Here is a 25370-nt window from a genome sequence, read left to right as displayed (position 1 = left end):
AGTCCTAAAACGGTGAGCTGTTCGTTGAGAACCATTTGTTTTACTTTTTGGTTGCGCCTACTGCTTCTTGAATAACAGTAAGAACAGAGCTGTTGCGGCAAGCAGTGCACCCGTAAGGAAAGTGCTGTCTGACCCAATGCTTTGCCAAAGCCAGCCTGCAAGAACGCTGGCGATCAGCATGCATATACCACTGACAAGATTGAAAATGCCGAAGGCCGTGCCCTTGAGTTCCGTGGGAGCTTTATCAGCTACCAGCGAGGCAAGAATGCCTTGGCTAAATCCCATATGAAGCCCCCACAAGACAACACCCAACATCATCGTTATGACAGAACCGGACTGAGCGAGTACCAGATCCGCCATGACAAGCAACCCCATACCCAGGCAGAGCAGTTTGGTGCGACTGATGCGATCAGATAGCCAGCCGGCAGGATATGCGGACAGCGTATAAAAAAGTGCCATTACCACCATCACCAGCGGAGTCCAGGTAGTCGACAGGCCTGTCTGTTGTGCTCGTAATACCAGAAACGCCTCGCTGAAACGAGCAAGCGTAAACACCCCTCCAGTCATGACAACCCACCAATAACCAGAGGAGAAGTCGTGAAGGACCCTCCAATGAATTGGAGATCGAAATTTGTGTTCGCTCGGGAGGTGTGTGGGTTCTTTTACTCCTGTGACAATGAGAACCACCGCCACTGCTGCCGGAATAACTGCAAACCACAGGACAAGCTGTATATCTGCGAGCCATAACATGAGCACGATGGCCAGAGCAGGGCCAAGAACAGCCCCTACGGTATCCATCGACTGCCGCAGTCCAAAGCAGGCGCCACGGATTTCTGGTGGCGACACATCTGCGATCAGAGCATCTCGTGGCGCCCCACGAATGCCTTTGCCAATTCGATCCAGAAAGCGTGCCGTAAAGACCACTTCAACCGAGTAAGCCAGAGGAAAAAGTGGTTTGGTCAGAGCGGCTAAACCATATCCAAGCAATAGCAACCCTTTGCGCCGACCAATAAAGTCGCTGATAGCACCAGAGAATATCTTGACGAGCATGGCGGTCGACTCGGCAATACCCTCAATCACTCCGACGGCCAATGCACTCGCACCCAATGTCGTGACCAAAAACACAGGCAGTAAACTGTGTACCAGCTCGGATGATAGATCCATAAAGAGGCTGACAAAGCCAAGAGCCCAAATCGTGCGCGGAATGCGAACAGGCTCAGCTTTGGTGTTTGAACATTCGCTACTCATATTTTCATCCTGTACTCATTGGCATCAAGGAGAGACTGAGAAAGCTGTTTGGTAGTGCTTGCAGGCGAATCAGGTTCCCGCCAGAGCGGCCGCTCAAACCAGAACGATGTAATTGCCCCCATAGTGTTGCTCAATAGTCTGTTTGAGGTATTACCGAAAGCTGACCTTGATTGACTATGACGCTAGGGATTTACCCCCGCATGTCTGCACGGGCCAGGTCATTCCGATGGACCAGGCAGCACACTACGTCTGTTCCATCCATCAACCGCAACGAGGAGCTTGATAGCTATGGAAAAAGTCATCTATCTACTGTGGCGTGATACTCAAGTCAGTCCTGATACCTTCGCCCATCGCCTGCGCAGTGAGGTCGCCGGGCAATTGCAGGCACTCGGTGCCCGTGGTGTGCAATTGAACCTGTCCGATGCCGATGTGCAGCCTGCAGCCGGCCTGCGCCAGGAAAACAACCGGCCATTGCCCGATGGCAGTCTGTCGCTGTGGCTGGACAGTGCCAACGGGCCAGCTCGTCTCCCTTTCGACCACTTGATCAGTGCGGCAACGGCGCGCATGGCCGCCTACCTGGTATGCGAGTCGGTCGCCATCGCCAATACTCGCTTCCCGTCAATGCCCGGTGAGCGTACCCACGGGTTTGCCCAGCTGGCCCTGCTGACCCGCCCTCCCCGCCTGACCCCCGAGGCCTGGCTGGACATCTGGCGCAACCATCACACTGCGGTGGCCGTGGACACGCAAGACAACTTCCAATACGTGCAAAACCTGGTGGTGTCGGCACTGTCGCACGGGGCCCCACGGATCGATGCCATCGTCGAGGAGTGTTTTCCGCCAGCTGCCATGACCGATCCCCGGGCCTTCTTCGATGCGGTGGGCGACGAAGCGAAATTCCAGCGCAACCTGGCTGCGATGATGGACAGCTGCAGCCGCTTCATCGATTTCGACAAGATCGATGTGCTGCCCACCAGCCAGTACTGCCTGTAGGACCGGGAAATCGTCATGCGTGAAGCCCGGATAATCCAGACCTGGTCCTTGATTATCGAGCCTGAAGTGCTTTGCGCATGAAAACCCGAGCGAAGCCGTCCTCCATGCCCCCGGCGGGTTTCCTGGTGGCTCTGGGCCAAAAGCGAACCATCGGCGGCCCGGTGTCGCTTGGGAGTCCTCAAAATGATGCCGTAGCAATGGCATATCTCGCTAATAGCCAACGTAGACACGTTCTCGCCGATAAAATCCCTCCTGACAAGCGCGATAAGTAGCTAGCTATTTGTTAACGAAAGCCTGAAGTATTCATTTGAACTTTCAGATTCTTTCAGTGCGCGGCCTGTGCCTAACATCGACTCCACAGCGAACCAGCCTCTTGGCAGCCTGGCGTCGTCGAAGTGCTTTTGCAGTAGGCCCTGGGATTTTTGAGGATCACCGATGAAGCTGGAAATTTTCCGTACGCTATGGGGCTATACCGCCAGCAAAGCTCAGGCGCTTGAGGAGTTGCTGCACGCAGGCTTCGATGGCATGGAAGCACGCCTGCCACTGGACGCCCGTGAACGGGCTGAGTTTGGCGCGTTTCTCCAGGCCAATCGCCTGGGCTATATCAGCACAGTCTTCACCGCGTACGACGTACTGCCGGACCAGTCGGCGAGCCCTGCCGTCCACCTTAATGACCTCGACCAGAAACTCGCCTGGGCCGCCGAACTCGGCCCACGTTTCGTCAACGTGCTGGCGGGCAATGATCGCTGGTCCTTGCCACAACAAGTGGAGTTCTTCGGTCGGGCACTTGAACTGGCGCGCAAGCACGGCCAGGTCTGCAGTTTCGAAACTCACCGCTCGCGCTCGCTGTTCAACCCCTGGGTGACCCTGGAGTTGATCCGCCAACTGCCCGATCTGTTGTTCACCAGTGACATCAGCCATTGGGTCGTGACTTGCGAGCGTCTGTTGAATGACCCGGCCGATGACCTGAGCGCCTTCATCGAGCGGGTTCACCATATCCAGGCCCGGGTTGGTTATGACCAGGGACCGCAGGTTCCGCACCCGGCGGCTCCCGAATATGCAAAGGAACTGGCCTTCCATCAGCAGCACTGGGAAAGCATCTGGCGCTCACAGCAAGCCCGCGGTTACCAGGTCAGCACCCTGACCCCGGAATTCGGCGCCGACGGCTACCTGCATCATTTGCCCTTCACCAATGTCCCGGTCGCCGACCTGTGGTCATTGAACGTGTGGATGGGCCAGACCGAGCGCGAACACTTCGAGCGTTTCCACCACTCAAGCCATCCTTAGGGAGCCGATGCGTCATGCCTGACAATAAAAACAACAGCGCCTGCACTGACACACACAAAGCCAACTTCAATAGCATCCCGGTGGTCAACATCGCCGGTCTGTTCAGCTTTGAACTGGAGCATCGCCTGGCCGTAGCCGAACAATTGGGGCGCGCCGCCAGCGAGGTCGGGTTCCTCTATATCACCGATCATGGTATCGACCCGCAACTGATCGCCAACCTGCGCAAGGCTGCCAGGGACTTTTTCGACCAGTCCCTGGACACCAAGATGCGCCACTACATCGGCACCTCGCAAACCCACAAGGGCTTTGTACCCGAAGGCGAAGAGGTCTATTCCAAAGGTAAGCCGGACCACAAGGAAGCCTTCGACGTCGGCTTCGAAGTCCAGGCCGATGACCCGCTGGTACTGGCCAACACCCCATTGCTGGGGCCCAACGACTGGCCGCAGTTGCCAGGTTTCAAGGCGTCGGTGCAGGCCTACTACGAAGCGATATTCGCCTTGGGCCGGCGCTTGTTCGGTGGCTTCGCCCTGACCCTGGGCCTGGAAGAAAACTATTTCGACAGCCTGGTCACCCGTCCGCCGTCCAAGCTGCGCCTGATCCACTACCCGTTCGACGGTGCCGCCCATGACGCACCGGGTCTTGGCGCCCATACTGATTACGAGTGCTTCACCATCCTCCTGGCCGACAAACCGGGCCTTGAGGTGATGAACAATCTTGGCCAATGGATCGATGCGCCACCGATGGCCGATGCCTTTGTGGTCAACATCGGCGACATGCTGGAAGTGATGACGGCAGGCGCATTCGTTGCCACTGCGCACCGGGTGCGCAGTGTGAAGGAGGAGCGTTATTCCTTCCCGCTGTTTTATGCCTGTGACTACCACACCCAGATCAAACCGCTGCCCGGGTTCGCCCAGGCCGGCAACGACTACGAAGAGATCACGATCGGCGAACACATGTATGGCCAGGCGCTGCAGACCTATCAGTATCTGCGCCAGAGGGTGGCCAACGGGGAAGTTCAACTGCCAGGCAAGGCACGCAAGCCCGCCAGTTTCGGACACTTGAAAAATCAGGCGCAACCGTCCTGATTGAAGTTTTCAGCTAAACCCCTACCTATGCCGGAGTCAGTAAAAATGAAAAACAATAAAAAGAACCTTTTGTGCCTGGCTGTATTGGCAGCCGGCATGTTCGGTGCCTCGGTAAGCATGGCCGCGTCAGATACGTTCAAGGTCGGCATGGAGATCACCTACCCTCCTTTCGAGTCCTATGACAAGGACAAGAATGTGGTGGGTTCGGACCCCGAACTGGCAACCGCACTGGCCAAGCATATGAACGCCAAGGTGGAGTTCGTCGACACCAAGTTCCCGAGCCTGATCCTGGGCCTGAATTCCGGCAAGTACGACGCGGTCATTTCCGGCATGTACATCACGCCGGAGCGCCAGACCCAGGCGCAGACCATTGCGTACGCCAACACCGGTGCCGCGGTCATGGTGCCCCAGGGCAGCGAGATCAATGCGAAAAAACCTGAAGACCTGTGCGGCCTGAAGCTGGGCCTGGAACAGGGCACGACCTGGGTCAAGGAATTCAGGAAGCTGTCCGACGAATACTGCGTGCCGAACAACAAGGGCGCCATCACCGTCAGCGAGTACCCTTCGGCGCCCGAAGTGACCCAGGCCCTGCTGTCCAAGAACATCCAGGCCCAGGTTGAAATCGCCGGTGCCGCCAAAATGATCGCGGAAAAGACCAATGGCCGGGTCGTGATCACCACCGAGCACCCGATCTATCAACAAACCCTGGGCATCTTCGTCAAGAAAGGTAATGACCAAACCTACCAGGCCGTGCAAAAAGCCTTCGAGGAAACGAAAAAGAGCGGAGAATACGCAGCAATCCTCAAGAAATACGGCCTGGAAGAACCGACCGCCAACTAAGAACCTGTCCTTGTAGTCTGGTTATCTGCCGTCCCTGCGTGGGGGCGGCAGATCGAGGTGTCCCATGCAATTCGATTGGTCGTATTTCTTCTCCCTGTTCTCCCTGCCAGACTTCTGGAATGCCTGCGTCACGGTCATCCAGCTCAGTGCCCTGGCCTGGTTCATCGGCATGCTGCTGGGTTTTGTCCTGGCCACCGCCAAGCTGTCCCAATCGCCCTTGCTGCGCATTCCCGCAGCGGTCTACATCTGGTTTTTCCGCAGCATCCCGTTGCTGGTGCTGGTGGTGTTCGTCTACAACTTGCCGCAGTTGTTTCCCGGCAGCGGACCGATTCTGTCCAACCCCTTCTACTCCGGCCTGCTGGCCCTGGTGGTCACCGAAGCGGCGTACATGGCGGAGATCCATCGTGGTGGCCTGATTTCCGTGGCCAAGGGCCAGAAGGAAGCCGGGCGCGCGCTGGGTGTCGGCCTGTTCGGCATGCAGCGCTTGATCGTGATCCCCCAGGCTTTCCGTATTTCGCTGCCCACTTTGATCAATGAATACATCACGGTGGTCAAGCTGACATCGCTGGTCTCGGTGATCTCCCTGACCGAAATCCTCACGGTCGGCCAACGCCTCTATGCCACTAACTTCCTGGTCATGGAGACCCTGGCTGCAGTAGGCGTCTACTACGTGTTGATCGTAACCGTGTTCGGCTATTTCCTGCAGCGTCTGGAGCGCTACCTGGACCTGAACTTCCGCAAGCCGCACACACTCGACGCAGCCACCATCGCCAAGTTCAGGGCCAGCGCCGAAGCGTTGCCCGACAATGCGCGTAAAACCACAGGCAGCAACGCGACGCCAATCCTGCAACTGAAGAACATCCAGAAGAGCTATGGCACGCACAAAGTGCTGCTGGGTATCGACCTGAATGTCGAATGCGGCCAGGTGGTCTCGATCATCGGGCCATCCGGCTCCGGCAAAACCTCGCTGATCCGCACGGTCAACGGCCTGGAAAGCATCGATACCGGCGACATCAAGTTGTTTGGCGAAACCTTCATCGAAGCCTCAGATAAACCCAACAGCTCCCGCCTGCGCAAAGGCGTGCGGCACATCGGCATGGTGTTCCAGAACTTCAACCTGTTCCCGCACCGCACCATTCTCGACAACGTCACCCTGGCGCCGCGTTACCATGGCCAGCCGGGCGAGCTGAGTGAACATCGTGCTTATGCGCTACTGGACAAGGTCGGCCTGCTGGCCCATGCCCACAAGTACCCGCACCAGCTCTCCGGTGGGCAGCAACAGCGCGTGGCGATTGCTCGAGCCCTGGCGATGGAGCCGCAGATCATGCTGTTCGACGAACCGACCTCGGCCCTCGACCCGGAACTGGTCAACGACGTGCTGAATGTGATCCGCGATTTGGCCAAGGAAGGCATGACCATGCTGATCGTGACCCACGAAATGGACTTTGCCATGTCGATATCCGACAGGGTCGTATTCATGGAGAACGGTAATATCCAACTGGATGCGGCACCTCAAACCATACGATGCGATGCCGAAGGGGAAAGAGTGCGGCGCTTCATGGGAATCAGTACCCGATCGCCAAGCCTGTCTAAAACTGTGGATCATGCATGAGCATGGTGCTGCTCTAGGCAACCCCTTACATTGAGCTTCCTTCTTTCAGGAATACACGCATGAATCTTGGAATAGCAGGACGCTGGGCACTGGTGTGTGCCGCCAGCAAAGGCCTGGGTAAAGCCTGCGCACAGGCACTCGTCAGCGAGGGCGTGAACGTGGTGATCACCGCCCGAGGCGAACACACGCTGAATGAAACAGCCCGTCAGCTCAGAGCAATCAATCCGGAAGTGACGGTCATCGCCGTAGCCGGAGACATTTCGACGCCCGAGGGTCGGGCGGCAGCGCTCATGGCCCATGAGCATTTCGATATCTTGATCAACAATGCTGGAGGCCCTCCCCCCGGGGATTTCCGCGAATGGAATCGCGACATCTGGTTCAAGGCGCTGGATGCCAACATGCTCACTCCCATCGAGCTGATCAAGGCAACGATCGATGGTATGGCGGCACGCGGATTTGGCCGGATCATCAACATCACGTCGAGTGCCGTGAAGTCCCCTATCGAAAGCCTGGGTCTGTCCAATGGCGCACGCAGTGGTCTGACGGGGTTTATCGCAGGGCTTGCCCGGCAAGAAAACATTGCCAGTCGTAATGTGACGATCAACAACCTGCAACCGGGCTCATTCGACACTGATCGACTGCGTGACAACCTGGTCGCTGCTGCTGAACAGTCAGGGCAAGACAGTGAGGCATTCCTTGACGAATGCCGTAGCGAAATTCCGGCCAAACGCTTCGGCTCACCCGAGGAATTCGGTGCGCTTTGTGCCTTCGTTTGCAGCAGCCATGCGGGCTACCTGACCGGGCAGAACCTGTTGATCGATGGTGGGGCCGTTCGCTCCAGCCAATAATGGGCGCGGGATGGTAGCCATGGCGGTGACGGACGGCCTGTTGCAGACCGTCCGTCACCGTCATGGGTGATCAGGGTTTGCGCGCAATGATCACCTGACTTTTCGCCACCACGGCATCCAGCGCCTGCTTGATCTGTGCACCCCGTGGCGAAGCCAGAATCGCCTGCCAGGTATCCGCCCAGTGGTTGAGCAACGGATGGTCCGGGTTGCTGAAATCGACCTTGGCTTCCCAGAACAGCAGCATCCACATCGACCAGTAGAATCCGTACTGGCTGTGGCTGATCACTTCCAGGCCGGCATCGCTGACCATGGCCTTGAACTGCTCTTCGCTGATGATGCGAATGTGGTTGGGCTTCTTGAAATACTCGGCCGCCGCGATATCTTTCTGCAGGTCTTCGGAGCTTGGGTGCGGGACGCTCAGCAGATACAACGCACCCGGCTTACCGACGCGCACCAGTTCGGCGAGGAACTGCGCCGGATCGTCCACGTGCTCGATGACCTCGGTCGACACCACCCGCGTGGCGGTCGCATCGGCAATCGGCAACGGGTTGCAGTCGGTGACATGGCATTCGACGTCGCGGGCCGGTGTATCGCTCAGGCGCTGGCGGGTTGCTTCGACCTTGGCCGCGTCGATATCGGCGATGATGATCTTCGCCCCGCGCATCCCGCAGAAATGCACGTTGCCGCCGTCGCCACAGCCCACATCCAGCAGCGTGTCCTCGGGGGTCACCGGGAAACCGCTGAACAGCTCGCCGGTTTGCTGATTGAACCAGCCGCTGAGCATCGCGTCGTGCAGGCCGAGCATATAGGGGTCGACCTTGTCCGCCACTGGCGACGCGAGCGGTGTCTCTGGCTGCACAGGCGCGGGCGTGCCCGCCGTGAGTTTCTTCAAAAGGCTCAGCATGAGGTGGCTCCAGAGGATGGGACGGCTGTTCGGGAGGTGCCCAGGCGTTTGACCAGCGAAGCTCCGCGGTTGCGCATGGGCATTTCGATGTAGCGATAGTTGAGTTCGCTCAGCAGCACGATCAGGCCGCCAGCCATCAGCAACATCAGTATCGGATGGCCAGCCGGACTGGGCAGCCCGGCAGCCTGTAATCGGAAAATGAATTCACGAACCAGCAAGTAGGCCGGGATATGGATCAAGTAAATCCCGTAGGAACGACTGCCGACCCACGTCATCAGGTTTTTGAACACGCCGCGCGGCAACAGGTAATCGCGGTTGTAAGAAGCGATCCAGACCAGCAGCGCGCACAGCACCGCAATCACGCCGATCCGGTAAGAAGTGAAGGTGAAACGATCCGTTGCCATGAAGCTGAGCAGCAGCGACACCGTGATCAATGCGGCAACACCCGCCCATGGACGACGCAAGAATTTTGGCTCCCAGCGTAGGTACGACGGTTGCGTACTCCACATCGCCAACAGCACGCCAAGGGCCAGCGCGTCGGTGCGTATCACCATCAGGATCGGCGTGCGCAAGGTGAACAATTGCACCGCAACCAACGCCAGCAAAGGCCACACCAGGTGCTTGCGAAACAGCACGATCATCAGCGGAAACAGCAGATAGAACTGCTCCTCCAGCGACAGGCTCCAGTACACGAAACTGGTGCCGTACTCATAGCGATAAAAACTGTCGGCAAAACGGAAATTGGCGTATTGCGCGATGCCGGCCAGGGTCGCCTGAAGGTTCGCGTGCAGCGTGCCGAACGCACCGGAGCGGTTGAGAAAAAGGCACGCCAGCAACATCAGCGCCAGCCATAACCAGGCCGATGGCAGCAAACGAAAGGCCCGGCGCAACCAGAAATCGCGCGTCTGTTGCCAATACTCCTGACGCGTTGTGCAGCGGCGCAAGGCCGGGATCAGGCTACGGGCAATGACGAAGCCCGAGATCGCGAAAAAAAGATCCACGCCCCACCACGGCTGGCTGTACAGCGTGATCGTCTGCAGCAACGGCACAGCCGCCGCGAACAGGCTGTCCTGCAAGTGATGAAACAGCACGCCGAGCACCGCAATGCCGCGCAACAACTCGATGTCCATGATCCGCTTGTCGTTACTCATACGCCCTCCTGGGCATAGGGTTTACGAGCAATGATCACCTGGCTCTTGGGCATGAACCGGTCCAGCATCTGCTTGATCGCCAACCCGTCGGGCTGTGCCAGCAGGTCCTGCCAGGTTTTCGCCCAGCTCTCCATCAGCGGTGGATATGGGGCCTGAATCCGGTCGCGTACCGCACCGCCCAGGTCTCGTCCGGCGGCCCGTTCACTGGCCCAGAAAAAAATCATGCCCATGACCCAGAAAAACCCGGTGGCCTGGCGATGTTCGATGACCAGGCCCGCGTCCTCCACCAGCGCGGCGAACCGCTCGGGGCTGAAAATCTGCACGTGATTGGGCGATTGAAAGTAGCTGGCGGGGGCAATGCCTTTCTGCAAATGCTCGCCCACCGGGGACGGCACGCTCAGCAGATACAGTGCGCCGGGGCGCCCCATGCGTACCAGTTCGGCCATGAAGGGTTCTGGTTGGTCGATGTGCTCGAGCACCTCCATGCACACGACTTTGCTGGCGCAGCCCTCGGCCAATGGCAGCGGCAAACTGTTGCTGACCAGCCCCAGGTTCGGTTTGTCCGACTGTGCCGCCACTTGCCGGGCAAGCTCGCGGACCTTGTCGTGTTCACTGTCGGTGAAGATCACCGAAGCACCCTGGCGGACTGCGAACAACGTCGCCACGCCTTCGCCGCAACCGACATCCAGCAAGGTGTCTTCGGCGGTGATGGCAAACCCCTTGAGCAATTCGCCGCTGTCGCCGAGAAACCAGCCATCAAGCAGGGCATCGTACAAACCGATATCACGGGGCGAGACCCTCGTTTGCGGCGGGGTGACCTCTACCGGTGCAGGCCGCAACTTCGCAAGCAGGCGCCGAATCATGTGCCCGACGCTTGTACGGAGTTTGCATCACGCTGCTCCAGCAACTGCTCGAATACCGCCTTCAGGCGCTGTTCGGCAACGGCCTGACTGCAGAATCCCTGCAGGCTGCGAACGGCATGGGCCGACATCCGTTGATAACGCTCGAAGTCCTGCCTGGCGACGTCATGGCTGGCGGAAAATGCCGTGCACAGCGAGTCCCAGTCCGTGACGTAGCGCAGGGTACGATACGCGGCGCGAGGATCGTGGGGCCAGGATGTCAGTTCGTCGGTACTGTCGACGATAAACGCGTTGTCACGGTCGATGTAGTCGGCCATGGCGGTGTTCAGCGGCGCAATCGCCGGCTTGCCGCAGGACATGAACTCCATCAACGGCAGGCATTGTCCTTCGCCGTAGGAACAATTGACGACGTAACTGGTGGCCTCGACCAGGCGCTCGTAATCGACGTCGGACAGATAGCCGTGGATCAGCACGATGCGGCACTGATAAGACTGATTCTTGTAGACGTGGTGCAGCATGTCGTTCAGTGCGTTGGATATGTCATGGTGCGTAAGCTTGAGCACCAGGGTCGCATCGGGCGTGTCGCGGAAGGCGGTGCAGAAGGCACTAATCATGTCCTTCCAATTCTTGCGTCCGTCGTAGGGATTGAACACCGAGGTGTAGACCACGCCCTCGAGCAGCAGCTCACAGTCGCGCGGCGGCTGGTCGAAGGCGATCGGTGTGCCCTCGCGCAATCGTTCGGGACCGTAGGGGCGCAAGTCCGTGGTGCGACTGTCGATCAATAGCCCGCGCAGGTTCAGACGCGTAGGGCCCACGACCGGACGCGTGTCCAGAAGCTCGCCACGGGCGGCAAAACGGTCCCAGACAGGCGCTGCGATAGCGCTGATCGGGTAATCGGGGCCCATCACATCGCGCACGGCATTCACGGTAAAACTGGAGTGGGTGATCGCCGTCCCGCTGGCGCCCAGCACCGTTCGCCAGTCATGCCGTGGTTCGCTCTGCCAGCTCTCGGTGGGAATGGTGCTGAACTCCCAGGCGAACACCGGAATCGTCGGGCACGCGTAGTGGATCGGCGTGCGATGCGGCGGGGAGAAGGACAGGAACACACAGTCTTCGCCCCGGCTCAGGCAATCGAAATACAGCCGATCGACCAGATCGTCCGGATTGCTGACCTCGACCACCTGCCCCAGCCGTTCGAGCACCGGGCGGAATTCCTTGAGGACGAAGTAATAGCTGTACTCGGGCCGCCCCAGGTTCTGCTGGATGTTGCTCTTGTTGGTTTCCGAATGAATGATGATCAGCACGATGCAGTCCCCGTTTCGGCAATCACCGGCACGACGTCACGGGCAGGCTCCTCTTTGAAGAACAGCGCCAGCCGCTGCTGCACCGGCGCGAAGCTGCAGTATTGGTGCATGCGTTCGCTGGCCGCGTCCGCCATGGCCTGCCAGGCGTCCGGCTGGTTTTTTGCCATCGCGTAGCTGTTCTCATAAGCTATTTTCAACGAACCCCAATCCGGCCGTTGGCGCAGGGTGCGATACAGGATGCGTGCGTCTTCCGGCCAGATCGTCGGCTCCTGGCTGGACTTGACGATGAAAGCCACACGCTCGTCGATGTAGTCGCGCATCGCCGTGTGGTTCGGTGCAATGACGGGCCGGGCGCACGACATGAACTCCATCAGTGGCAGGCACAGGCCTTCGCAGCGTGAAGCGTTGACGTAGTAACTCGCCGCGCCATAGAGCCGGGCGAACTGTTCGTCCTGCAGATAACCGTGCATGACCACCACGCGACAAGCGAAGGGCGAGAGCTGGGACAGCAAGGTGATGAGTTCGACGTAATAGGTCGACAGGTCGTTCTGGGTCATCTTCAACACGAGCGTGGCGTCTTCCACATCACGCAGTGCCCAGCAGAACGCCGTGATCAGGTGATGCCAGTTCTTGCGACCATCATCGGGGTTGAACACGCTCACGTAGATGACGCCATCAACCTCGATTTCAACCGTTTGGCTGGTGTCGGGGAAAGCCGCTTGTGGATGCTCGTCCTGCGCGGAGGCTTCGCTGACGACAGGTTCATTCGCCACGGGGGCTTCGCTGATGGCAGGTTCATCCGCCACAGGGGCTTCGCTGATGGCAGGTTCATTCGCCACGGGCGCTTCGCTCACTGCGGGTTCAACCAGCAACGGTTGAGGCGTCCGAAATCTGGCCAGCCATGGACGAACCGCATCCGGCACCAGATCGCGAACGGCTTCGCGATACCACAACAGCAGGTAATGTCTGGTAATGAAGAGGCGTCGACGCAGGGTCAACGGCGGCACCGGAGGTTCAGGTTCAGGCTCGATTTCGGGTTCAGGCTCGGGTTCAGGCTCGGGTTCAGGTTCAGGCTCGGGCTCCGGTTCGGGCTCGACGATTTCCTGCGGCAGTTGCTCGATGATCGGCGCGATCAAACCATCGGCGGACAACCCCATCGAGCGACTGTCCAGAATGCAACCCTTGATCTGCAACGTGGCGCCCGCGTTCACCGGCGTACCGGGATATTGCTGGCGAATGTCGGCGAAGCGTTCCCACAAAGGCGTCGGCAACACCAGCACCGGGAAATCGTCGCCCAGGGTCCGGCGGATGGCTTCGGCTGTATGGGTGGACAAGGTGATCACCCGCCTCAGACGTGCCAGTGTCTGGCTCCAGTCTTGGCGCGGATCGTTGTCCCAGTGCTCGGCGGGAATGGTGTCGAATTCCCAGGCGACCACGCACACCATCGGGCATTGCAAGTCGGTGGGAGTCTTGTGCGGTGGCGCGAACGAAATGAACAGGCAGTCCTGACCGGCCTGCTGCAACTGCCGATACAGCGGATCGACCTCGGCGGCCGATGACACCACATGCACCGGCCCGAGGCTTTCGAAGAGCGGTCGATACGCCTTGAGTACGAAGTAGTAACTGTACTCGGGACGGCCGAGACTCTGGCTGATGGAGCTGTCGTTGACGTCGGAGTAAAGAATAAAATTCATGGCACCCCACGGTGACGCCGCCATCCCGGCAGCCTCATGGCATGACGGGGAAGGACACGGTTCGAGTCAGTGTTTACTGGCGCTCGTCCACCGTCTTCCTACCCGTCTTCGTTCTTGTTTTAGTGGTCAGTTTCTCGCAGTTTCGAAGCGACGCTGCCGAACTCTGGATCATCGTGACGAGGGGCATTCTAAACACATCCATCGAGGGTTCGTGAACCGCTCGGCGAGAATAAATCGGGCCACGCTGACGAGAACTGATCAGTCACGATTGGACTTGTTGAAATTGCCGAACAAATGGCACAAATTGGCTAGCAAATAACTACAACAAACATTTCATCTGTCTTTGCGAACGATCCTGCTGGTTCGTGAGACCCTTCCATTAAACCTGTAGGAATGGATGAAATGCATGACCTGGGGGTCGCTGTTGAAAAAACGTCTGTTTGTCACGGGTCTGACTGGATTCGTCGGACAACACATCCAATCGCGCTTGCAGGCCGATGCCTCGGAATGGGAACTTCTGCCTGTTCCTTGCCGCTACGATCTCGCCGCGCCGGACAGCCTCGAAGGCTTGTGGCCGAAAATGCCCGACGCGGTGATCCACCTGGCCGGCCAGACGTTCGTCCCGGACGCCTTTCGTGATCCGGCGCGCACCCTGAACATCAATCTGCTGGGCACCCTGAACCTGCTGCAAGCGCTCAAGGCACGCGGCTTCACCGGCACGTTCCTGTACGTCAGCTCCGGTGATGTCTATGGCCAGGTCACTGAAGCCCATCTGCCCATCACTGAATTGCAACCTCCCTGCCCGCGCAATCCATATGCCGTGAGCAAACTGTCGGCAGAGTTCCTGAGCTTGCAATGGGGCCTGAGCGAAGGCTGGCCGGTACTGGTTGCCCGTCCGTTCAACCACATCGGCACCGGGCAGAAAGACAGCTTCGTGATCGCCAGCGCCGCCCGTCAGATCTGCCGGATCAGGCAAGGCCTGCAAGGGCCACAACTGGAGGTCGGGGACATCGACGTCACGCGCGATTTCCTCGATGTCGCAGACGTGGTCTCGGCTTACCTGGCCTTGCTGGAGAAAGGTACGCCGGGGCAGGTCTACAACATTTGCTCGGGGCGCGAGCAGAGCATTCGCAGCTTGATCGAACAACTGGCAGATCTTGCCCAGGTCGACCTGCAACTGGTCCAGGACCCCGCGCGACTTCGCCGCGCGGATCAGCGCCGGGTGTGTGGCAGCCCTGCCAGGCTGGTCGAAACCACCGGATGGAAGTCTGAAATCACAACACAACAATCCCTGCGGGCGATCCTGTCCGACTGGGAGAAGCGAGTACGACAAGAATGACTAAAAGTGCATTGATCACAGGTATCACCGGCCAGGATGGCGCGTATCTGGCCAAACTGTTGCTCGACAAGGGTTACAAAGTGCACGGCCTGGTAGCGCGCCGCAGCAGCGACTCGCGCTGGCGCCTGCGTGAGATGGGGGTCGAGGCGGACATCGTCTACCTGGACGGCGACATGGCCGATGCCTGTTCAGTGCAGCGCGCGGTGATCAAGTCGGCGCCGGACGAGGTCTACAACCTGGCCGCGCAAAGCTTTGTCGCGGCCTCCTGGGATCAACCGGTGACCACCGGCATCGTCGACGGCCTGGGCGTGACCCACCTGCTCGAAGCGATCCGTCAGTTCAGTCCGCAAACGCGCTTCTACCAGGCATCCACCAGCGAAATGTTCGGCCTGATCCAGGCCGAGCAGCAGGACGAGAACACGCCGTTCTATCCGCGCAGCCCTTATGGCGTGGCCAAGTTGTATGGCCACTGGATCACCGTGAACTACCGCGAAAGCTTCAACCTGCACGCCAGCAGCGGGATTCTGTTCAACCATGAATCACCGCTGCGCGGCATCGAGTTCGTGACGCGCAAAGTCACCGACGCCGCCGCCCGGATCAAGCAGGGCAAGCAGCAGGAGCTGCGTCTGGGCAACATCGACGCCAAGCGCGACTGGGGCTTTGCCGGGGACTACGTCGAAGCCATGTGGCTGATGCTGCAACAGGACAAACCCGACGACTTCGTGGTGGCCACCGGCGTGACCACCACCGTACGCGAGATGTGTCGGATTGCCTTCGACCATGTGGGCCTGAACTACCGCGATTACGTGAAGATCGACCCGGCATTCTTCCGCCCGGCCGAAGTGGAAGTGCTGCTCGGCAACCCGGCCAAGGCCCAGCGTGTGCTGGGCTGGAAACCAAAAACCGATCTGGACACCTTGATCCGCATGATGATGGATGCGGACATGAAACGCGTCGCCAAGGAGTAGGCCATGCTGATTCCCGTGATTCTCTCCGGCGGTGCCGGGACGAGGTTGTGGCCGGTGTCGCGTGAAGGCCATCCCAAACCGTTCATGACATTGCCTGACGGCCAGTCGCTGCTGGGCAAGACTTATCGGCGTGCCGCGGACCTGCTCGACGGCTGGGGCGATATCGTCACGGTGACCAACCGCGAGTACTACTTCCAGAGCAAGGATCACTTTCGGGACGCGCACCTGGGCCGTCATCGCGGGCATTTCCTGCTGGAGCCGACGGGTCGCAATACGGCGCCGGCCATTGCCGCCGCCGCCCTCTCCCTCCAGGCCCTGCATGGCGACGACGCGATCATGCTGGTCATGCCCGCCGACCATCTGATCGTCAATGTCGATGCACTGAAGGAAGCGGTCGAGCATGCCGTGACATTGGCCAGGCGCGGTCAACTGGTGACCTTCGGTGTCGTGCCGACCGCTGCGGAAACCGGTTTTGGCTACATTGAAGCCGGCACATCACTGGACGATAAAGGCGCTGCCAGTGTGCGGCGTTTCGTCGAAAAACCCGACCTGCAAACCGCGACTCATTACCTGGAAAGCGGCAACTTCCTGTGGAACTCCGGGATGTTCTGCTTCTCGGTCGCCACCCTGCTGGCCGAACTGCAAACCCATGCGCCAACTTTGCTGGAGCAGACGCAAACCTGCATGGCCGCCAGCGCTCCCGTGGAAAACGCCGAGAGCGTGCAACAGGAACTGTCACCGGCCCTGTTTGGCGAAATCATGGACATTTCCATCGACTACGCGTTGATGGAGCGCTCCGACAAGGTGGTCGTGGTGCCAGCCCGTTTCGACTGGAGCGATATCGGCTCCTGGGGTGCGGTGGCCGCGCTGGTACCGGCGGATGCACAAAACAACCGTGCCGTCGGCGAGTCGATCTTCATCGACAGCCACAACAATTTCGTCCAGAGCGAAAACCGCCTGGTAGCGACCGTGGGTGTGGATAACCTGATCATTGTCGACACCGCCGACGCGGTGCTGGTGGCCCACGCCGACCGCGCCCAGGATGTGCGCCGGGTGGCCAGGCAACTCAAGGATAAAGAACACGAAGCCTATCGCCTGCACCGTACGGTCAGCCGTCCATGGGGCACCTATACCGTGCTCGAGGAAGGCCCGCGCTTCAAGATCAAGCGCATCGTGGTCAAGCCCGGCGCCAAGTTGTCGTTGCAGATGCACCACCATCGCAATGAACACTGGGTAGTGGTCGAAGGCATGGCCAAGGTCACCAACAACGGCACCGGCACGCACCTGGTGGCCAAGAACGAATCGACCTTCATTGCGGCGGGTCACAAGCATCGCCTGGAGAATCCGGGCGTGATCGACCTTGTGATCATCGAAGTGCAAAGCGGCGAATACCTGGGAGAGGACGACATCGTCCGCTTCGAAGATCAATACGGCAGGACGGTTTGAATGCTGCGTAATCTTTACCAATCGCTGTGGAGTTACCGGGGTTTCATCCTCGGCAGTGTCAAACGGGAGTTTCAGGCGCGTTATCGCAACTCGCTGTTCGGTGCCTTGTGGACCGTGCTCAATCCGCTGTCGATGATCCTGGTCTACACGGTGATCTTTTCCACCATCATGCGCGCCCGCTTGCCGGGCGTGGATGACGGGCTGGCCTACAGTGTCTACCTGTGCGCGGGCCTGCTGACCTGGGGACTGTTCGCCGAGATCACGACACGCAGCCAGAGCATGTTCCTGGAAAACGCCAACCTGCTGAAGAAAATCAGCTTCCCGCGCATCTGCCTGCCGGTCATCGTGCTGCTAAATGCCGGGATCAATTTCGCGATCATCCTGGGGTTGTTCCTCGGCTTCCTGCTGATCAGCGGGCGACTGCCCGGCATGGCGTTGCTGGTGCTGGTGCCGTTGCTGATCCTGCAAGTGATCTTCGCCGCGGGGCTGGGGATGATTCTGGGCGTGCTCAACGTGTTCTTTCGCGACGTCGGGCAGTTTTTCGGCATCTGCCTGCAATTCTGGTTCTGGCTGACACCCATCGTTTATCCGTTGTCGATCCTGCCGCCGGGCATCCAGCGCGTTATCGGGCTGAATCCGATGACGGCACTGATGAACAGCTACCAGAACCTGTTTCTCTACAACCAGTGGCCAGACTGGAGCTCGCTGGTCCCGTTGCTGGTGATCGGCCTGTTGTTCTGTGGGATGGCGCTGCGGCTGTTCCGTCAGCGTGTCGGTGAAATGGTGGACGAGCTCTGATGGGACATATACGTGTCAGTGGCCTGGGCAAGGCCTACAAGCAGTACCCGAATCGCTGGAGCCGTCTGTTCGAATGGCTGGTGCCGTTTTCCCCCACCCGACATCAGTTGCACTGGGTGCTGCAGGGGGTCGATTTCGAGATTCAGCCGGGCGAAGCCGTGGGTATCGTCGGGGTCAACGGTGCCGGCAAAAGCACGCTGTTGAAGATGATCACCGGCACCACCCAGCCCACCTGCGGCGACATCCAGCTGCAAGGTCGCGTGGCGGCATTGCTGGAACTGGGCATGGGCTTCCACCCGGACTTCACCGGGCGGCAGAACACCTTCATGGCCGGCCAGTTGCTCGGCATGCAAGTGGAAGAAATCGAAGCGCTGATGCCAGAGATCGAGAGCTTCGCCGAAATCGGCGAGGCCATCGACCATCCGGTTCGCACCTATTCCAGCGGCATGCAGATGCGCCTGGCGTTCAGCGTGGCCACCGCACGGCGGCCGGATATCCTGATCGTCGATGAAGCGCTGTCCGTGGGCGACGCCTACTTCCAGCACAAAAGCTTCGATCGCATCCGCAATTTCCGCAAGGCCGGCACCACGTTGCTGATCGTGTCCCACGACCGCTCGGCGATCCAGTCGATCTGCGACACCGCCATCCTCCTGGAAAACGGTCGCATGGCCATGCGTGGCAAGCCCGAAGAAGTGATGGACTACTACAACGCCATGCTCGCCCAGCGCGAGGGCCAGATAGTTCGCCAGGAAATGCTCGCCAACGGGCAGGTACAGACCATTTCCGGTACCGGCGAAGCGGGCATTCTCAGTGTCCGCCTGCTGGACCCGAAAGGCCGTTCGGTGGAGGTGGCAGAAGTCGGTCAGACGATGGTCCTGGAAGTGCAGGTCGAGGTGCGCCAGGACATCGAGCGGCTGATTCTCGGTTTCATGATCAAGGATCGCCTCGGCCAGCCCATGTACGGCATCAATACCCATCGGGTCGACAAAGCCCTCACCGACCTGAGTGCCGGCGAACGCATCACCTACCGTTTTGCCTTCGACATGCGCCTGGGCAAGGGCAATTATTCGGTGGCCCTGAGCCTGTCGCGGCTGGATTCGCACCTGGATCGCAATTTCGAATGGCGTGACTACGGGCTGGTCTTCCACGTGATCAACAATCGCCAGGAGGACTTCGTAGGGTGCTCCTGGCTCGAAGCGCAGACCAGCGTGACCCGTTCCAGTGAGAATCGGGTGGAATCCATTGGGGAAACACGATGACCAGACTGTTGGTGGAATGTACCTACGTATTCGAACACCCGGAAGCCAACTCGGGCATTCAACGGGTCGTTCGTAATGTAATCCAGCAATTGCCGGCCGCAGACACCCGGCGTGAATGCATACCGGTGGTGATGCTCAATGGCGCATTGTTCGAGGTGAAAAGCCTGGCGCCCTTGCCAACCGTCAAAGTGGACCTGATGAGTCTGCGGGTGAAGCTCGAACAGTTCGCCAATCTGTACTGGCTGCGTCATCGCGCACTGGAGCGGCGCCGTCCTTTCAGCACATCGAAGTTCGCCCGCCGGGTGCTTTATGTCGGTTGTCGCCTCACCGCGTTCGCCTGCCTGAGCCTACCGATGCGCATGCTCGATCGGGTACTCAAGGACCAGGTTCCCGAGCGCTGCGTGCCGTTGCAGCATCGCGCCGGCGATCAACTGGTGCTGCTGGATTCGTCCTGGCACGCCAACTTCTTCCCCCTGGCCGAGCAACTCAAGCGTGACGGGGTCGGCATCATTTCGGTGATCTACGACCTGATTCCCCTGACCCACCCGCAGTTCTGCGACGCCGGGCTGGTGAAGGTCTTCAACGAATGGTTCGACTGGATCGCCCGCACCGCCGATGGCTACGTCGCGATCTCGACCACCATCCGTGACCAGGTTCGCCAGGAGATGACCCGCAGGATCGGCTCCAGGCAGGTGCAGCAACGTTGGTTCGACTACTTTCACCTCGGCTCTGAACTCGACCTGACCGATGCCCGTTCAGCCGTCGACCCGGGGCTGCTGCAGATGTTCAAGACGCCGGACCCGGTGTTCCTGATGGTCAGTACCATCGAGCCGCGCAAGAACCATGCGTATTTGCTGGACGCGCTCGAACGCGCCTGGGCGGCCGGGTCCAAGGCCCGGTTGTGCATCGTTGGCAAGATTGGCTGGAAGTGCGAGGCGCTGATCGAGCGTATCCGCCAGCATCCACAATTGAACCAGCGTCTGTTCATGTTCAACACCCTCACGGACAAGAGCCTGGAACACGCCTATTCCCATGCGACATCGCTGGTGTTCCCCTCCTACGTCGAAGGGTTCGGTTTGCCGCTGGTCGAAGCCATGCAGCGAGGCCTGCCGGCCATGGCCAGCGATATCCCGGTGTTCCGCGAAATCGGCGGTGAGTACATGGCGTACTTCGACCTCGCCGATCCACAGAACCTGGCCGACCTGGTCATTGACATGGAAAGCGGCGGCGCCTTCCCCGCGCCCCTCAACCTGGATAACTGGCATTGGCTGAGCTGGCCTGAGGCGAGTGCGCAACTGGTCGGACGCATCCAGCGCAACCTGCACAGCGATGCGAAGGTGCCTGAGAGTCAGCATGCGAATTGCCCTTAACGCCCGCATCCTCCAGGCGCCGCGCACCGGCATCGGCCACTACGTTGCCGAACTGGCGAACGCCCTGGCGGGCGAACCGGATATTGAACTGGCGCTGTTTCATGGCTGGGGCTGGAGTGCTGTGCTGCCTGAAGCGGCCATGCCCGGTTATTCCCGACTGACGCCATTGCTGCGGCAGATTCCGGGGGCCTATCAGGCCCGACGGTGGCTGGAGCAGAAACGCTTCGATCAAGGCCGCGCGCAAGCCATCGACCTCTACCACGAACCCAGTTTGTGGCCGCTGTCGTTCGACGGCCCGACCGTCATCACCCTGCATGACCTGACTCACCTGCACTATCCCGAAACGCAGCCACCGGCGCGCTTGCGAGAAATCGAACGGCGTGTGGCCGACGGCGTGCGCCAGGCAAGCCTGATTCTTACCGACTCGCAACACATTGCTGACGAAGCCCAGGCACATTTCAGGCTACCGAAGGAGCGGTTTGTTGTCGCGCCGCTGGGTGTAGCCGCACGTTTTCACCCGCGGTCCCCCGAGGCTATCGACGCCGTACTCAAGACCCATGGCGTCGAGGCGCGGGAATACTTCCTCTGTGTCGGCACCCTGGAACCGCGCAAGAATCTGTCGCTCGCACTGCGCGCCCACGCCCGATTGCCGGAATCAGTCCGTCAGCGTTTTCCATTGCTGATCGTCGGCATGGCCGGCTGGCAGCGCGAGCAGTTCAGCGAAGAATTGCACCATGCCCTGGCGGGCGGTCATGTCTGTTTGCTGGGCTATCTGCCTGACGAGCACGTTGCGCAGCTGTTGGCCGGTGCCCGGGCATTGATTTTTCCGTCGCTTTACGAAGGTTTTGGCCTGCCGGTGCTGGAGGCCATGGCCTGCGGCACGCCGGTCATTCTGACCAGACGTTCGGCCATGCCCGAAGTGGCAGGCTCTGCGGGTAACTATGTTGAACCGGATGAAACCGACGGCTTGCGCGATGCAATGAGTCGTCTGATCGAGGATCTAGCGCATTGGCAGGCATGCCGGGAAGCCGGATTGCTACAGGCAAGGCTTTTTACCTGGGAACGCTGCGCGCAGGTCACGGCCAGCGCTTACCGCCAGGCAATGGGAGGTTGAATGCGGGTTCTTCATTTTTTCAAGACGTACCTGCCTGACTCGGTCGGCGGAATCGAACAAGTGATTTTCCAGTTGTGCGAAAGCGGTGCCCTGCACGGCGTTGAAGGCAAGGTGCTGACACTCAGTGCCGATCCGACACCGCCGGTGATGCAGATCGCTCAACATGAAGTCCAACGAGCCAGACTCGACATTCAGTTCGCCTCCACAGGGTTTTCCTGGAGCGTCTTCAAACAGTTTCGCGAGCTGGCAGCCGAGGCCGACGTGGTCAATTACCACTTTCCTTGGCCGTTCATGGACCTGGTGCATTTCGCCAGCAGCCTGAACAAACCCTGCGTGGTGACGTACCACTCGGACATTATCCGCCAGAAACACCTGCTCAAACTTTACCGGCCGCTGATGAATCGCTTTCTGCACAGCGCCGACCGGATCGTCGCTGCATCGCCCAATTACCTGCACACCAGTGATGTGTTGCAACAGTTTCAGCACAAGACCCGAGTGATCCCCTATGGATTGAACAAGACAGGTTACCCACAGCCGGACAGCAATCGAACGGCTCACTGGCGGCAAAAGCTTGGCGACAAGTTCTTTCTGTTTGTGGGTGTGATGCGCTACTACAAAGGTTTGCACATCCTGCTCGACGCCCTGAAGGACCTGGATTACCCGACAGTGATTGTCGGTGCCGGACCAATGGAAGCAGAGCTGCATGCCCAGGCGTCCGCCTTGGGTTTACGCAATGTTCACTTCCTCGGGCGTCTGGGGGACGAGGACAAAGTAGCGCTGCTGCAACTGAGCTACGCCATCGTGTTCCCATCGCACCTGCGCTCCGAAGCCTTCGGCATTTCGCTGCTCGAAGGCGCGATGTATGGCAAACCGATGATCTCCAGTGAGATTGGCACGGGCACCAGTTACATCAATATCCATAACGAGACCGGGCTGGTGGTGCCGCCGAGCAATCCAGCGGCGTTTCGCGAGGCGATGCGCACGCTTTGGGAAAACCCGGTGCTAGCGGCGCAAATGGGCGAGAAGGCGCAGGCCCGTTATCAGAATCTGTTTACGGCGGACGAAATGGGTCGCAAATGGGCGGCCTTGTATGAGGAATTGCTGGAAGAAAAAAACCTCGCCTACGCATGATGCAACCGGCCGCGAGCCCGTGCTGTGAAGCCATGAGGGTCAGACGTGAGGATCGCCCGGCGCCTTGCTCGGCGCTGCGTACTGCGGCTTCAGGTGCCCTTCCCGATCGAGTAGCCAGGCGTCCATGATCTCCCGGACGACCGGTCCGGCGACACGTCCACCCGCCTCGCCGTTTTCGATCATTACCGAAATCACAATCTTCGGGTGCTCGGCCGGGGCGAAACCGACGAACAAGGCATTGTCGCGGTTACGCTCGCGGGTTTTCTCCCGGTTGTAACGTTCGCCCTGCTTGATCGCCACCACTTGCGCGGTACCACTCTTGCCGGCAATGCGGTACTGCGCCCCCACGGCGGCGGCCCGGGCAATCCCGCGAGCATCGTGCATCACCATCTGCATGCCATGGTTGACCTGTTCCCAGTCGCGAGGATCCTTGAGCAGAATGTTCGGCATTGGATGCTCATCCACCGGCGCGACGCCGTCCACGGTTTTGGCCAGGTGCGGGCGATTCCACACCCCTTTGTTGGCAATCAGCGCCGTGGCCTGGGCCAATTGCAACGGCGTGACCTGCATGTAGCCCTGACCGATACCGAGAATCACCGTCTCGCCCGGAAACCATGCCTGACGACGCGTGGCGCGCTTCCAGGCTTGGGATGGCATCAGGCCGGGGGATTCTTCGTACATATCGAGAGAGACTTTCTCACCGAGTCCGAACATTGCCATGTAGTCGTGCAGGCGATCGATACCGAGCTTGTGTGCGAGGTCATAGAAGTAGGTGTCGTTGGAACGCATGATCGCCGCATCCATATCCACCCAACCATCGCCGCTATGGTTCCAGTTGCGGTACTTGTGATCGACATCCGGCAATTGATAATAACCGGGGTCGAACACACGGGTCTGTGGTGTGACGACACCTGCATCGAGGCCGGCGATTGCCACTTCCGGCTTGATGGTCGAACCCGGCGCATAGAGACCGCGCAGCACACGGTTGAACAGCGGTCGGTCGATGGAGTCCCGTAGCGTGGAGTACTCCTTGGAGCTGATACCGGTGACGAACAGATTCGGATCGAAACTCGGGTTGCTGACCATGGCCAACACTTCACCGGTCGACGGATCGAGCGCGACTACGGAGCCACGACGATCGCCCAGGGCTTGCTCGGCGGCTTCCTGAAGCTTGACGTCGAGGCTCAGTACAATGTTTTTCCCGGGCACCGGATCGGTGTGCTTGAGTACTCGTAATACCCGGCCCTGGGCGTTGGTTTCGACTTCCTCGTAACCCACGTGGCCATGCAGTTCCGATTCGTAAAACTTTTCGATCCCGGTCTTGCCGATGGATTGGGTGCCTCGGTACTCGACCGTATCCAGAGCCTTTGATTCTTTCTCGTTGATACGACCGACGTATCCGATCGAATGAGCAAAGTGCTCGCCGAACGGATAATGGCGCACGAACTGCGCCTCGACATCGATGCCGGGCAAGCGAAACTCGTTGACCGCGAGTACGGCAATCTGTTCTTCGCTCAGCTCATAGAACAGCGTCACGGGTACGAAGGGGTGACGTGCCTGCTTCATCGCCTTGTCGAACAGCGAGCGGTCTTCAGCGGACAAGTGCAGGAGATTGACCACCTCGTCCAGCTCGGCGTTGACATCGCTGGCGCGCTCACGGGTGATGGTCAGGTTGAAGCTGGGGCGGTTGTCCGCAAGGAGTACGCCGTTGCGGTCGTAGATCAATCCGCGTGTAGGTGTAATCGGCAGGACATGTACGCGATTATTTTCGGAGATGGTCGAGTGATAGTCGAACTCGACAACCTGCAGGACATACAGGCGTACCACCAGAACACAGGTAATGGCGACAACGAACAAGGCGCAAGCCATGAGTCTCTTGTTGACCAGGTGTGTTTCTTTTTCGTGGTCCTTGATCGGTATCGGTTCAGGCACTTGTGCAGCAACTCTTTGAAAAGAATGCCGATCCGTGGGCGCAGACTCAGTCCATTAAAAATGAACTGCACCTTAGCAAAACCGTGGAGTCAGGTTTGTGTGATTTTTTTTACAATTGACCTTGAATGGGCCGCTCCTGTTTTTTCACGCCAAAAACAAAACCCCAACTGCTTTCGCAATTGGGGTTTCG

21 protein-coding genes are annotated in these 25370 nt (G+C 59.3%); 14 read left to right on the top strand and 7 right to left on the bottom strand.

Annotation, left to right across the window (positions count from 1 at the left end):
* Positions 1-57 precede the first annotated feature (57 nt).
* On the bottom strand, positions 58-1248 hold the full coding sequence (locus PMI29_RS05330) for an MFS transporter (RefSeq protein ID WP_008002442.1): 1191 nt from the start codon (positions 1246-1248) through the stop codon (positions 58-60).
* 288 nt (positions 1249-1536) lie between these two features.
* Between PMI29_RS05330 and PMI29_RS05335 the strand changes: the two genes are divergently transcribed.
* The 6 genes from PMI29_RS05335 to PMI29_RS05360 all read left to right on the top strand — a co-directional run bounded on the left by PMI29_RS05335 (position 1537) and on the right by PMI29_RS05360 (position 7910).
* Positions 1537-2238, top strand: a complete 702-nt coding sequence (locus tag PMI29_RS05335; RefSeq protein ID WP_008002440.1) for an EthD domain-containing protein — start codon at positions 1537-1539, stop codon at positions 2236-2238.
* Positions 2239-2673: 435 nt separating this feature from the next.
* Entirely contained in the window at positions 2674-3525 is an 852-nt protein-coding gene (locus tag PMI29_RS05340) for a sugar phosphate isomerase/epimerase family protein (protein WP_008002438.1), read from the top strand.
* 14 nt (positions 3526-3539) lie between these two features.
* Positions 3540-4610, top strand: a complete 1071-nt coding sequence (locus PMI29_RS05345) for an isopenicillin N synthase family dioxygenase (protein WP_008002436.1) — start codon at positions 3540-3542, stop codon at positions 4608-4610.
* Between the two features lie 45 nt (positions 4611-4655).
* Complete coding sequence (locus PMI29_RS05350) at positions 4656-5450, top strand: ABC transporter substrate-binding protein (protein WP_008002434.1); 795 nt, start codon at positions 4656-4658, stop codon at positions 5448-5450.
* Between the two features lie 64 nt (positions 5451-5514).
* A complete protein-coding gene (locus PMI29_RS05355) occupies positions 5515-7062 on the top strand; it encodes an amino acid ABC transporter permease/ATP-binding protein (protein WP_008002432.1) in 1548 nt (515 codons plus the stop codon).
* Positions 7063-7121: 59 nt separating this feature from the next.
* Complete coding sequence (locus PMI29_RS05360; protein ID WP_008002430.1) at positions 7122-7910, top strand: SDR family oxidoreductase; 789 nt, start codon at positions 7122-7124, stop codon at positions 7908-7910.
* A gap of 70 nt (positions 7911-7980) precedes the next feature.
* Here PMI29_RS05360 and PMI29_RS05365 read toward each other — a convergent pair whose 3' ends face one another.
* The 5 genes from PMI29_RS05365 to PMI29_RS05385 are packed head-to-tail and all read right to left on the bottom strand — an operon-like array spanning position 7981 to position 13823.
* Complete coding sequence (locus PMI29_RS05365; RefSeq protein WP_008002429.1) at positions 7981-8814, bottom strand: class I SAM-dependent methyltransferase; 834 nt, start codon at positions 8812-8814, stop codon at positions 7981-7983.
* Entirely contained in the window at positions 8808-9965 is a 1158-nt protein-coding gene (locus tag PMI29_RS05370) for an acyltransferase family protein (RefSeq protein WP_008002427.1), read from the bottom strand. Before PMI29_RS05370 ends, PMI29_RS05365 begins: the two co-directional genes overlap by 7 nt.
* Positions 9962-10828: a class I SAM-dependent methyltransferase gene (locus PMI29_RS05375; protein ID WP_008002425.1), complete on the bottom strand. Its 867-nt coding sequence runs from the start codon at positions 10826-10828 to the stop codon at positions 9962-9964. Before PMI29_RS05375 ends, PMI29_RS05370 begins: the two co-directional genes overlap by 4 nt.
* Positions 10825-12129 carry a glycosyltransferase gene (locus PMI29_RS05380; RefSeq protein WP_008002423.1) on the bottom strand — a complete coding sequence of 435 codons (1305 nt, stop codon included), beginning with the start codon at positions 12127-12129 and terminating at the stop codon, positions 10825-10827. The genes PMI29_RS05375 and PMI29_RS05380 overlap by 4 nt, the downstream gene beginning before the upstream one ends.
* Positions 12123-13823: a glycosyltransferase gene (locus PMI29_RS05385; protein WP_033052663.1), complete on the bottom strand. Its 1701-nt coding sequence runs from the start codon at positions 13821-13823 to the stop codon at positions 12123-12125. Before PMI29_RS05385 ends, PMI29_RS05380 begins: the two co-directional genes overlap by 7 nt.
* Positions 13824-14247: 424 nt before the next feature.
* On the opposite strand from PMI29_RS05385, the gene PMI29_RS05390 reads away from it, so the two are divergent.
* Genes PMI29_RS05390 through PMI29_RS05425 form a run of 8 tightly spaced genes read left to right on the top strand, consistent with a single transcriptional unit; the run spans position 14248 to position 23248 of the window.
* Positions 14248-15162, top strand: a complete 915-nt coding sequence (locus PMI29_RS05390; protein WP_033052661.1) for a GDP-mannose 4,6-dehydratase — start codon at positions 14248-14250, stop codon at positions 15160-15162.
* On the top strand, positions 15159-16130 hold the full coding sequence (gene gmd, locus PMI29_RS05395) for a GDP-mannose 4,6-dehydratase (protein WP_008002417.1): 972 nt from the start codon (positions 15159-15161) through the stop codon (positions 16128-16130). Before PMI29_RS05390 ends, gmd begins: the two co-directional genes overlap by 4 nt.
* 3 nt (positions 16131-16133) lie before the next feature.
* Positions 16134-17576, top strand: a complete 1443-nt coding sequence (locus PMI29_RS05400) for a mannose-1-phosphate guanylyltransferase/mannose-6-phosphate isomerase (RefSeq protein WP_008002415.1) — start codon at positions 16134-16136, stop codon at positions 17574-17576.
* Positions 17577-18374: an ABC transporter permease gene (locus tag PMI29_RS05405; protein ID WP_008002413.1), complete on the top strand. Its 798-nt coding sequence runs from the start codon at positions 17577-17579 to the stop codon at positions 18372-18374.
* On the top strand, positions 18374-19633 hold the full coding sequence (locus PMI29_RS05410) for an ABC transporter ATP-binding protein (protein ID WP_008002411.1): 1260 nt from the start codon (positions 18374-18376) through the stop codon (positions 19631-19633). The genes PMI29_RS05405 and PMI29_RS05410 overlap by 1 nt, the downstream gene beginning before the upstream one ends.
* A complete protein-coding gene (locus PMI29_RS05415; RefSeq protein ID WP_008002409.1) occupies positions 19630-21003 on the top strand; it encodes a glycosyltransferase family 4 protein in 1374 nt (457 codons plus the stop codon). Before PMI29_RS05410 ends, PMI29_RS05415 begins: the two co-directional genes overlap by 4 nt.
* Entirely contained in the window at positions 20987-22117 is a 1131-nt protein-coding gene (locus PMI29_RS05420) for a glycosyltransferase family 4 protein (RefSeq protein ID WP_008002406.1), read from the top strand. The genes PMI29_RS05415 and PMI29_RS05420 overlap by 17 nt, the downstream gene beginning before the upstream one ends.
* Positions 22118-23248 (top strand): glycosyltransferase family 4 protein, encoded by a 1131-nt coding sequence (locus PMI29_RS05425; RefSeq protein ID WP_008002403.1) that lies wholly within the window; start codon positions 22118-22120, stop codon positions 23246-23248. It begins immediately after the preceding gene.
* Between the two features lie 39 nt (positions 23249-23287).
* Here PMI29_RS05425 and mrdA read toward each other — a convergent pair whose 3' ends face one another.
* The gene (gene mrdA, locus PMI29_RS05430) at positions 23288-25180 is read right to left on the bottom strand and encodes a penicillin-binding protein 2 (RefSeq protein ID WP_008002401.1); all 1893 of its coding nucleotides are present in this window, start codon (positions 25178-25180) and stop codon (positions 23288-23290) included.
* Positions 25181-25370: the final 190 nt, after the last annotated feature.

The organism is Pseudomonas sp. GM49 (assembly GCF_000282355.1).
GTDB lineage: Bacteria > Pseudomonadota > Gammaproteobacteria > Pseudomonadales > Pseudomonadaceae > Aquipseudomonas.
This window is presented reverse-complemented; position numbering and strand designations above follow the sequence as displayed.

What these genes read in the sequence shown, in the direction of transcription:
- PMI29_RS05340 (WP_008002438.1), top strand. Translation starts at nt 2,674, where the DNA reads ATGAAGCTGGAAATTTTCCGTACGCTATGGGGCTATACCGCCAGCAAA.
- PMI29_RS05410 (WP_008002411.1), top strand. Translation starts at nt 18,374, where the DNA reads ATGGGACATATACGTGTCAGTGGCCTGGGCAAGGCCTACAAGCAGTAC.
- PMI29_RS05350 (WP_008002434.1), top strand. Translation starts at nt 4,656, where the DNA reads ATGAAAAACAATAAAAAGAACCTTTTGTGCCTGGCTGTATTGGCAGCC.
- PMI29_RS05405 (WP_008002413.1), top strand. Translation starts at nt 17,577, where the DNA reads ATGCTGCGTAATCTTTACCAATCGCTGTGGAGTTACCGGGGTTTCATC.
- PMI29_RS05385 (WP_033052663.1), bottom strand. Translation starts at nt 13,823, where the DNA reads ATGAATTTTATTCTTTACTCCGACGTCAACGACAGCTCCATCAGCCAG.
- PMI29_RS05355 (WP_008002432.1), top strand. Translation starts at nt 5,515, where the DNA reads ATGCAATTCGATTGGTCGTATTTCTTCTCCCTGTTCTCCCTGCCAGAC.
- PMI29_RS05360 (WP_008002430.1), top strand. Translation starts at nt 7,122, where the DNA reads ATGAATCTTGGAATAGCAGGACGCTGGGCACTGGTGTGTGCCGCCAGC.
- PMI29_RS05330 (WP_008002442.1), bottom strand. Translation starts at nt 1,248, where the DNA reads ATGAGTAGCGAATGTTCAAACACCAAAGCTGAGCCTGTTCGCATTCCG.
- PMI29_RS05425 (WP_008002403.1), top strand. Translation starts at nt 22,118, where the DNA reads ATGCGGGTTCTTCATTTTTTCAAGACGTACCTGCCTGACTCGGTCGGC.
- PMI29_RS05370 (WP_008002427.1), bottom strand. Translation starts at nt 9,965, where the DNA reads ATGAGTAACGACAAGCGGATCATGGACATCGAGTTGTTGCGCGGCATT.
- PMI29_RS05375 (WP_008002425.1), bottom strand. Translation starts at nt 10,828, where the DNA reads ATGATTCGGCGCCTGCTTGCGAAGTTGCGGCCTGCACCGGTAGAGGTC.
- PMI29_RS05415 (WP_008002409.1), top strand. Translation starts at nt 19,630, where the DNA reads ATGACCAGACTGTTGGTGGAATGTACCTACGTATTCGAACACCCGGAA.
- PMI29_RS05420 (WP_008002406.1), top strand. Translation starts at nt 20,987, where the DNA reads ATGCGAATTGCCCTTAACGCCCGCATCCTCCAGGCGCCGCGCACCGGC.
- gmd (WP_008002417.1), top strand. Translation starts at nt 15,159, where the DNA reads ATGACTAAAAGTGCATTGATCACAGGTATCACCGGCCAGGATGGCGCG.
- PMI29_RS05365 (WP_008002429.1), bottom strand. Translation starts at nt 8,814, where the DNA reads ATGCTGAGCCTTTTGAAGAAACTCACGGCGGGCACGCCCGCGCCTGTG.
- PMI29_RS05335 (WP_008002440.1), top strand. Translation starts at nt 1,537, where the DNA reads ATGGAAAAAGTCATCTATCTACTGTGGCGTGATACTCAAGTCAGTCCT.
- PMI29_RS05345 (WP_008002436.1), top strand. Translation starts at nt 3,540, where the DNA reads ATGCCTGACAATAAAAACAACAGCGCCTGCACTGACACACACAAAGCC.
- PMI29_RS05400 (WP_008002415.1), top strand. Translation starts at nt 16,134, where the DNA reads ATGCTGATTCCCGTGATTCTCTCCGGCGGTGCCGGGACGAGGTTGTGG.